The sequence below is a fragment of the Planctomycetia bacterium genome (assembly GCA_034440135.1).
In the GTDB taxonomy this organism is placed as follows: domain Bacteria; phylum Planctomycetota; class Planctomycetia; order Pirellulales; family JALHLM01; genus JALHLM01.
In genome coordinates this window covers 1-8,947 of the sequence record JAWXBP010000131.1, presented here as the reverse complement: position 1 = coordinate 8,947, position 8,947 = coordinate 1, and the positions used below count along the sequence as shown (strand labels likewise).

Here is an 8,947-nt window from a genome sequence, read left to right as displayed (position 1 = left end):
GTTTCATCGCGCATGAGATTGCCCGGTTCGGCCGAGTGCTCGCCTGAATCGGCCAGCACGTGGACCAGCTCATGCGCAATGATGATGTCGAGATCGCGCGCACCCTGGACGATCCAGGCTGAATCGGCCATTTCGGGGCGTGTGAGGCTGTTGGAGCGTCCGATCGCCTCGGCGTCGAAACGCGGAAACTGGTTCGAGTTGGCGACGAAGTACACCGTGGGTCTGTTCAGTCGGAGTTCAGCGGCAAGCTTGCGCGACACCGGCGTGTAGAGCGTGCGATAGCGCGGCGGGCCTTCGAATTCGACGAGCTCGATCTTCTCGGTACGGATTGCGCATTGGTCGAGCAGGACCACCGCGCGCCTTGCCGCTTCGAGCACCCGGTCCGCATTCCAGCCGGTCCCACGCATCACGCCGAGGCTGAGGCGCATGTAGTGAGCGCCCGGCACTGCGCCTTCGGGCGACGGATTGTCGAGCACTGTCCTGCGCACCACCGTGACCGCCTCGGCCGTCAGCGCGTCAAGCGCAAACGCCAGCGCTCCTGCGGCGGCGAAGACCCGTAGCAATCGACTAATCAGCAACACCGAGCGGCTCGAGTTTCCGACTGGTCCGGACCATGTTCGCACCCGAACTTTTGGATTGCTGCCAATATTTCATCTGGCACCAGGAGGGACGCCGCTCTCCGGGCGAAATGCTGCCATCGGCCTCCCGCCTCCTCAGCGCATTCGGGTGGCCGTCTGTTTTCGAAATGCATAAGCCCGGCTATCTCAATGTCCGTAGCTGCTGGTCTACATCGTCCCAGGGGAGCCGGCGTCCCGCGTCGCGCATCTTTGCGTAGGCGGCCCCGGCCTGCCTGACGGTTATCGTGCGCGCTCTGATCATCTGCTCAATGAGCCAGAGGGTGCCATGGACGTCAATACCCTCTGTTCGACCCGCGGTCCGAAGCCTTCCATCACCGGTCAATAGCGGACACTCTTCTTGCCGCGCGAGGGCGAGCGCGAGCAGGTCATTGATACTGGCACCGAGGCCTCTGTACTTTTCGACCAGCCGGCCCGCGTACACGACTGTACCTTCACTCAGCTCCAAGCGCTTGAGGCCGAGACGAAGCAATTCCGGATGGTCGGCACGGAGTTCTTCCTCGTACAGGACATCGGGAACAGCGAACGTAGCATCGAAGCGGAACATCAGGCGGAGCAGCCCGCCTGTGTCCATATCTATGATGATGTTCGCATCGCTAATGAGCAGCCGCACGGCCACTTTGCATGCTCCGCTTCTTCTGAAATTCCATGAGCGGCATGCGCAATAGTTCGGCGGCTTTACTCTCGCTGATCAGATCCTGTCCAAGTGCCCGATATACGAGCTGATCGAAAAGCTGAGGACGCTCGGGAGCGTACTGCTCGCCAGGCTCGGTCTTGTTCCAGCCGCGCGAACTGAAGAATTTGCGCATCTCGACGTAATGCACATCAGGCAGGATTCCCAAATCCTTGGCGCGATGCATCCAGCCCTGCATGCTCAGGCCGTATGTCTTCTTGAGTACTTCCAGCTCGCGAGGCTCCAGCCAGACGCGCTTTTCGCCAAGCTCTTTGCGAACTTCGTCCGCGGGCGCGAGAAAGGCGCCGGCGAACCGATTGGCGGCGGCTTCCTCGTCGACATCTGGTGAAAGGCGTCCTTGCAGTACCAGGTGACCGAGCTCGTGCGCAAGCGTGAAACGCTGGCGGTCGCCGGGCCATCCCCGGCCCACGACGACAACCGGTATTCCATCCACGGTCGCGGCCATGCCGTCGAACCGGTCATTGATGGCCTGCGATTGAAAAACCTTGATGCCTCGCTCTTCGAGCATGTCTGTGAGCACCGGAATGGGATCGACGCCCAGGTTCCACGATGTCCGAAGGTCACGCGCAACGGCTTCGACGTCATCGAGAGTGGCAATCCGGGCGGGCAGATGCCCGGGCAGCTTGAATGCCTGAACCGGTCCATTCGGCAGTAACTGTTCGAGCTCGATAAACCGCTCGAGCTGCTCCTTCACGTCGCCCTCGATCTGATCGAGCGCCTTCTTTGGAAGACGCGAGTGCTTCCGGTGCTTCATTTCCTGCAGCTCGATTTTCACCGGCCGAAAAAAATACTCCGTGCGCACTCCCAGAGCTTTTGAAAGATCGAGCAAGACGCGCGAGGAGGGAGTGGATTTCCCCCCCTCGTACTTGGAGATCGCCATCGCGGTGATTCCGGCTCGGTCCGCGAGCGCGCGCAACGACAACCCTGCCGCCTTACGTGCCTGCTTGATGCGTTCACCGATCATTGGCTGCCTTTAGTTTACAAAATTGACTTAAATATATGAATTGTGTAAACTATGATCCATAAAGTCTCTTTCGTCAACAATTATCTCGCTAACTCAATGGGTTAGGACAATCATCATGATTAAAACTTTTCCTCCCCAAGGCGTGGAGCACTGAGATGCGCCCCGCCGCTCACACCGTGGTTTCCGGGATTTCGGCGTTCGCCATAGTCGCACTTATCAAGCAACAGAATCCCGCTGCGCGTCTCCCCCATCCAGCTTTCGCGGCACTGGTAGCGGCCCTCGCCTCAGGACTGCCCGACGTACTGGAGCCGACAACCAGTCCGCACCATCGCCAGTTTTGCCATAGCGCGGCGTTCGCTGCGCTCGTCACTTCGGGGATGAAGAAAATCTACGACTGGGTAGTACCAGTCACGCCAGGCGAGGCGCTCATGCGCGACGTGCTGCTCGGCGTCGGGTTCGGCTACATGGCGCACTTGTGCGCCGATGCAACCACGGCAATGGGCCTGCCCCTTGTCGGCAACATCTGCTGAGGACGCAATCGTGCTTCCAACACTGGAACTGGCGGCAAAACGCAAGGCGCAGCTGTATGGCTATCTCGAGGCCGTCGGCCAGCGCCTCGATCTCACCGAAACGCAATATGAGCGCGCGCGAACGAGCTACGAAGCCGTTGGCACGTGGCTGATGGAGTCCGAGTCACCGTATCTGCAGGATGGGAGCATCTCGCCCCACGGCTCGGTCCGCATTCAGACGGCAAACCGGCCGTTCGCTAGGTCCGAATTCGACGTCGATCTCCTCGACGTGCTCCCCGGGATCTCCGAAAGTTCGAGCCCGACGGCCGTCAAGGCGCTCGTGGGCGACCGACTCAAGGAGAACGATCGTTACCGAAAAATCCTCGTTGAAAAAAACCGCTGCTGGCAGTTGCAGTATGAAGGCGAGTTTCACCTGGACGTGACGCCCGCTATCGTCAATCCGCGTTGTGAAAACGGGGGCCTCCTGGTCCCGGACAAGACGCTGAGCGTCTGGAAGCCGACTCACCCGATTGCGTTCGCCGACAAATTCGAGGCCCGGGCGCGTCTGCAGCCTCGCTACCGTAGCGTGAAGTTCGCGGAGGCGCGCGCCGACATGGAGGGCCTGCCTGAGCGCCAGCAATTCAAGGGGCCGTTGAAGCGTGGCGTGCAGCTCTGCAAGCGCCATCGCGACATCCGGTTCGCGTACAAGGACTCTTCGTTTGCGCCGATCTCGATCATCATCACCACGCTGCTTGGCTGGTCATACGAAGAGTGCGTGCGGTCGCGCGAGTACGACCACGACCTGGACTTGCTGATGGAGGCCGTCCGCGGGATGCCGAACTTCATCCAGGTCATGTACGTGGCCGGTCAGAAAGTTTATGTGATTCCGAACGAAACGACTGCGGGCGAGAACTTCGCCGAAAAGTGGAACGAAGACTCCCGCCGCGCCGTTGCCTTCTACGACTGGCACGAGAACCTGGTCGAAACGTTTGAAGACTTTGTACGCGCGGAAGGCGAAGACGAGGTGAGCGTGCGTCTGTCAGAGGCTTTCGGCGGCTCGGTGGTCGAGCCCGTGTTCGCTGAGGTGAATCGTGCCGTCAATGCGGCGCGCGCTGCGCGCACACTCGGGATTCTCGGCGCGGCCGGCCTGTCAACCTCGGTGCGCGCAGCGCCCGTGCGCGGCAACACCTTCTATGGCCGGTGACAATGCGGCCCGCATACCGTCCGGCCGGGCTCAGTGCCGCGCAGCAGTACCTCATCCTGCGCACCGCCAATTCGTTCGGCGGTCACGGCCGGCTGTCGCGCGGGTCGCTCGTCTGGTTCTATTCCGCGCGACCCAGTGCGATCAGCCGACTGTACGAGATGGAGCTGAATTTCCAGCAGGGCGAGTTTCCTCAGGTGATTGTCAGGGCGCCGGACCTCAACGTTTTGGCCGGCGGCAAGGACCTGCCCCACGTCTACGCGCAGGAACCGCCGCGGCTCTGCCTGTTCCTTCCTTGGACGGGAGAATGGAATTCGCAACGGACGCTGGTGGAGACGATGCTCCCCTGGTCGGTTCTGTGGCTTTACTATTTCGAAACTTGGCTCAGGAGCGGTGAGTGGACGGGCGGGGGAATGCATCCACCGACATCGCCAGAAAAAGAAGAATCCTGGCAATCGATGGCGGCGGTATAAAGGGCGCGTTCCCCGCTGCATTTTTGGCCGCGATCGAAGAAGCCACCGGAAAGCGAATCGCCGATCACTTTGATCTGATAGCGGGCACCTCGACCGGCGGGATCATCGCTCTGGGCTTGGGACTTGGCCTAAGCGCCAAGGACATTCTCCGGTTCTATCAGGAGAACGGGCGGCAGGTGTTCGGCCAGGAAGCGGACGGCATCGGATTATGGGGTCGCGTCAGTTCGTTTTGGCGCAAGCAGGAGCGTCGGGTTCGTCAGCTTGTTGGACCCGCATACGATCCGCTCGCGCTAAAAACCGCCTTGGAAGGCGCATTCGGAGCTAAGCGATTGGCGGACAGCACGGTACGCCTCGTTATTCCCGCATACAGCATCAACACTCGAAGCGTTTATGTGTTCAAGACAGCGCATCACAAACGTTTTGAGTTCGACCACAAGCAAACCGCGGTAGACGTAGCGCTCGCTACGGCCGCCGCACCGACGTACTTTCCGGCGCACGCCCTCGCGGATGACACTCAACTTGTAGACGGTGGCGTCTGGGCGAATAACCCGGCGGGGATGGCTGCAGTCGAGGCAGTCGGCGTGCTTTGCTGGCCCGGCAACAGCCTTCATATCCTGAGTCTGGGCTGTACCGAACCCCTGTATACGTGCCCGCCGCGTGGCGGGCGGCTCGATTTCGCTCTCTCGCTTAATACTTTCTTTCAGCAAGGGCAGTCCGTGGCCTCGCTCGGAACCGCCAAGCTGCTCTGCGGGCATAGCGAGGACGCGCCGAGACTTTTCCGGCACAGCCTCGATGTGGAGGAGCAGCGGATAAAGCTGGATAGCGCCGAGGCGATCAGCCAGCTTGTTGCCATGGGATCGACAGTTGCACGAACAGCGTTACCTGCACTGCGAGAGGTTTTCCTGGGTGAACCTGCGGAGCGCTTTATTCCGCTTCACGCGCTAAAGACCTAAGTATTCCAGACGAATTGCTGCCATCCGAGTTCATGCTTCATTCAACTGTTCGTCGAAGAAATCACCACGGCTCCTGCGGAACCGCGAGCCGCCCTATTGCCCATCGGTTAGTGCAAGCTCAACGGTTACACTAACGCCGAAAAGCTTGGCGCGGCATTCCCGGCCGTTCCTGCCTGAAGGGGAACTTCATGGACGACACTAGACGCGAGGCGCTGGCCGGACTGTTGCTCGGCCTCGTGCCGCCCAACGGTTCGGCCATCGGCAACCAGAGCCTGCGCGAACGCTTCTTGGAGGCCGCCAAGGCGGCCGGCTACAAGAACACTGGCAGCGCGCTTGACGTGGCGTTCGAATCCTTGCGCGAAGAACTGCTCCAGAAGGGCGTGCTGGCAAAAGGCAAGGGACGGGGCGGCTCGGTCCTCCGGGCGCAGGCCGAGGACGCCGCTTCGTTCGAACTCGGTGCGTTGACGTCCCCGTCGCCGGAAGAGCCGGTCTCTCCCGCGAAAGCCAAAGCGGCCGCCGTTCGCAAATCCGGTGAGGGCGAGCCCCAGGTGCTCAGCTATCGCCATTCGGAGCGGCGCAAGAACAATCCGCAGGTCGGACTGGTCAACGAAGCCACCGATCCGCCGCAGCCGAAGACCACCTGGCGCTACGACCCGCACCTCGATCCGGTGCTGGCTTTCGACTCCGCGCGCTCGCAGGTGGAGAGGCTGGTGGACGATGCGCTCGCAAGCGGGGACGCCGAGGTCATGCGCGCGGCGCTTGCTGAGCTCAAGCGCGCGGGCAGCCCGTACCTCCAGTGGACCGGCAAGGCCGAGCGAACGAGCTTCGATGTCGACACCGTGTCGCTGCATGTGCACGAGCGCATCGATCCGATGAGCATCCTTTCGGTCGTCAGCAAGCGCATCAAGGAGGGCAAGGGCGGGAAGACCAGCGGTGTTCAACCGAGTCTGTTCGATGCGCCTTTCGAGAATCTACCGTTGCGAGATGCGGTCGACTTCTACAAGCACGACCGCGGGTGGTCGAACCGGATGATCGCGGGTGATTCGCTGTTGGTGATGAATTCGTTGCTGCAGAAGGAGGGGATGGCGGGGCAGGTGCAGATGATTTATTTCGATCCGCCTTATGGGATCAAGTATGGGTCGAATTTTCAGCCGTTCACCGGCAAACGCGACGTGAAGGACGGGCGCGACGAAGACTTAACTCAAGAACCCGAAATGATTAAGGCTTTTCGCGATACTTGGGAATTGGGCATTCACTCCTATCTAACTTATCTGCGCGATCGGCTGCTGTTAGCGAAAGAGCTGTTGCACGAGAGTGGGAGCGTGTTTGTACAAATTTCTGATGAGAACTTGCACCACGTGCGGGAAATACTGGACGACGTGTTCGGAGCGGATAACTTCTGCTCACTAATTACGGTTAAGAAAACAGGCGGCCAGACGAGTGAGCTATTACCTCGGGTTGCCGACTATTTAGTGTGGTATGCCAAGTTGGCGAAGCAAGTGAAGTATCGGCAAATGTTTCAGACGAAGGAAGTGGGTATCGGTGAGGGTTCGGGTGCGCGATACGATCAAGTTGAAGAAGGCGACGGTTCGCGAAGGGCAATGACCAAGCCCGAAAGAGAAAATACCAAGTCGGTCCCCGCAGGCGCGAGACCATACCAGCTTACAAGCCTTATTTCCGCTGGCTTTCGTGAGCTTACGACGGTCGACTTTTCTTTTAGAACGCGGAAATTTTTCCCCGGAGATAACTCTAACTGGAAGACTCATCTTTCTGGTATGGAGCGTCTTGCTCGAGTGCACCGGATTTCGGAACGTTCATCGACCTTGGCGTATGTACGATATATCGACGATTTTCCAGCCTACCCAATTACAGCTGTTTGGGATGATGTCGCCGGTGCTTCGGACAAGATCTATGTAGTTCAATCAAGTCAGAGCATAGTCGAGCGCTGCCTTCTCATGACCACAGATCCGGGCGATCTGGTTCTTGATCCCACGTGCGGATCAGGTACCTCAGCATTTGTCGCCGAAAAATGGGGCCGCCGCTGGATCACCTGCGATACATCGCGCGTTGCGATAACGCTCGCCAAGCAACGATTGATGACCGCGAGCTTCGACTACTACGAACTGCGCTATCCGCATGAGGGACTAAAGGGCGGCTTCATCTACAAGACCGTCCCGCACGTGATGCTCAAGTCAATCGCCAACAACCCCGAAATCGACGAAAACTACGCCCGCTTGCACCCGGCCATCGAAAGCGCATTGAAGGATTTGAATGCGGCACTCAAGAAGCATCCACCCGCCGAAGCACTGCAAGTGACGGAGGGCAACCGCAAGGGCGAGAAGCTGAATTTATCCAAAGGTGCAGCCCTTCAGGAATGGGAGGTGCCGTTCGATTTTCCAGAGGATTGGGCAGCCTCCATGCGCAAGCCCTTCGACACCTTCCACGTAGCCCGCATGAGAATGCAAAAGGAAATGGACGCCTCCATCGCCTCGCACGCCGACTCCGAGATCCTCTACGACCAACCCGAAAAATCCCGCACCAAAATGCGCATCACCGGCCCGTTCACGGTCGAAGCGGTCCCATTCCCCACCGTGCTCTCTCTCGACGAAGCCGAACAACCCAAGGATGCCGATGTCTCCATCGCGCGTTCGGGCGAATCGGCACGTCAGCACTCCTGGCGCGACGAGCTGCTGAAAACCGGCATCCGCGGCAAAGGCGGGCAGATGCTCAGATTCGCCAGCCTTGAAACGCTCCCAGGCACGGTCTGCCTGCACGCACTCGGCGTGCTCGACACGGGCGAGCGCGTGGTGGTGAGCTTTGGCCCGGAGCACGGTGCGCTGGAGCAGCGGCAGGTGGAGCATGCGCTGCGCGAGGCCGGTGAGTTGTTCCCGCTGCCGAAAATGGCGGTGTTCTGCGCCTTCGAGTTCGACCCCGAGGCGGCCAAGGATATCGACGCCTTCAAGGGAATCACCGCCCTCAAGGCCAAGATGAACACCGACCTCCTGACCGAAGACCTCAAGAAGGCCCGCTCCAGCAACCAGAGCTTCTGGCTGATGGGCCAGCCGGACGTGGAACTGCGCAAGCGTAAGGACGGGCTCTACGAGATCGAGGTCAACGGCTTCGACTACTTCGACACGGCAAAGGGCGAGCTGGTGTCGGGCGGCAAAGCCAAGATCGCCATGTGGCTGCTGGACATCGACTATGACGACCGGTCGCTCTTTCCCCGCCAGGTGTTTTTTCCGATGGCAGGCAAGGACGAAGGCTGGCACAAGCTGAAGAAGGACATTCGCGCCGAACTCGACGAGGATCTGCTGGAGAAATTCAAGGGCACGGTGTCGCTGCCTTTCGAAGCCGGCGAGAACAAGAGAGTCGCGGTCAAGATCGTCGACGACCGGGGGATCGAGTCGGTGAAGGTCATACCCCTGCCTTGAAATTGCGATGAGTCAGCAGCTTCAGCTTTTCGATGACCTTCGGTACTACGAGGGTACTGACGTCGAATACAAGGGCGGTCGTGGCGG

8 protein-coding genes are annotated in these 8,947 nt (G+C 59.8%); 5 read left to right on the top strand and 3 right to left on the bottom strand.

All coding sequences use genetic code 11. The annotated features are described in order from the left end of the window. The 3 genes from SGJ19_07440 to SGJ19_07430 all read right to left on the bottom strand — a co-directional run. Positions 1-581 (bottom strand): hypothetical protein (locus SGJ19_07440; protein MDZ4780067.1); only part of this gene is annotated, 581 nt, incomplete at its 3' end. A 178-nt stretch (positions 582-759) separates the two neighbouring features. Beyond that, a complete protein-coding gene (locus SGJ19_07435) occupies positions 760-1,254 on the bottom strand; it encodes a PIN domain-containing protein (GenBank protein MDZ4780066.1) in 495 nt (164 codons plus the stop codon). After that, positions 1,232-2,293, bottom strand: coding sequence for an XRE family transcriptional regulator (locus tag SGJ19_07430; protein ID MDZ4780065.1), 1,062 nt, complete (start codon positions 2,291-2,293; stop codon positions 1,232-1,234). Before SGJ19_07430 ends, SGJ19_07435 begins: the two co-directional genes overlap by 23 nt. Before the next feature lie 155 nt (positions 2,294-2,448). Here SGJ19_07430 and SGJ19_07425 point away from each other — a divergent pair, with 155 nt between their 5' ends. From SGJ19_07425 to SGJ19_07405, 5 genes are all read left to right on the top strand, one after another. Continuing rightward, positions 2,449-2,823, top strand: a complete 375-nt coding sequence (locus tag SGJ19_07425) for a metal-dependent hydrolase (GenBank protein ID MDZ4780064.1) — start codon at positions 2,449-2,451, stop codon at positions 2,821-2,823. Between the two features lie 10 nt (positions 2,824-2,833). Then, positions 2,834-4,006, top strand: coding sequence for a nucleotidyltransferase (locus SGJ19_07420; protein ID MDZ4780063.1), 1,173 nt, complete (start codon positions 2,834-2,836; stop codon positions 4,004-4,006). 2 nt (positions 4,007-4,008) lie between these two features. Next, on the top strand, positions 4,009-4,476 hold the full coding sequence (locus SGJ19_07415) for a hypothetical protein (GenBank protein MDZ4780062.1): 468 nt from the start codon (positions 4,009-4,011) through the stop codon (positions 4,474-4,476). Continuing rightward, the gene (locus SGJ19_07410; protein MDZ4780061.1) at positions 4,401-5,429 is read left to right on the top strand and encodes a CBASS cGAMP-activated phospholipase; all 1,029 of its coding nucleotides are present in this window, start codon (positions 4,401-4,403) and stop codon (positions 5,427-5,429) included. Before SGJ19_07415 ends, SGJ19_07410 begins: the two co-directional genes overlap by 76 nt. 188 nt (positions 5,430-5,617) lie before the next feature. Continuing rightward, positions 5,618-8,860 carry a site-specific DNA-methyltransferase gene (locus SGJ19_07405; GenBank protein MDZ4780060.1) on the top strand — a complete coding sequence of 1,081 codons (3,243 nt, stop codon included), beginning with the start codon at positions 5,618-5,620 and terminating at the stop codon, positions 8,858-8,860. Positions 8,861-8,947: the final 87 nt, after the last annotated feature.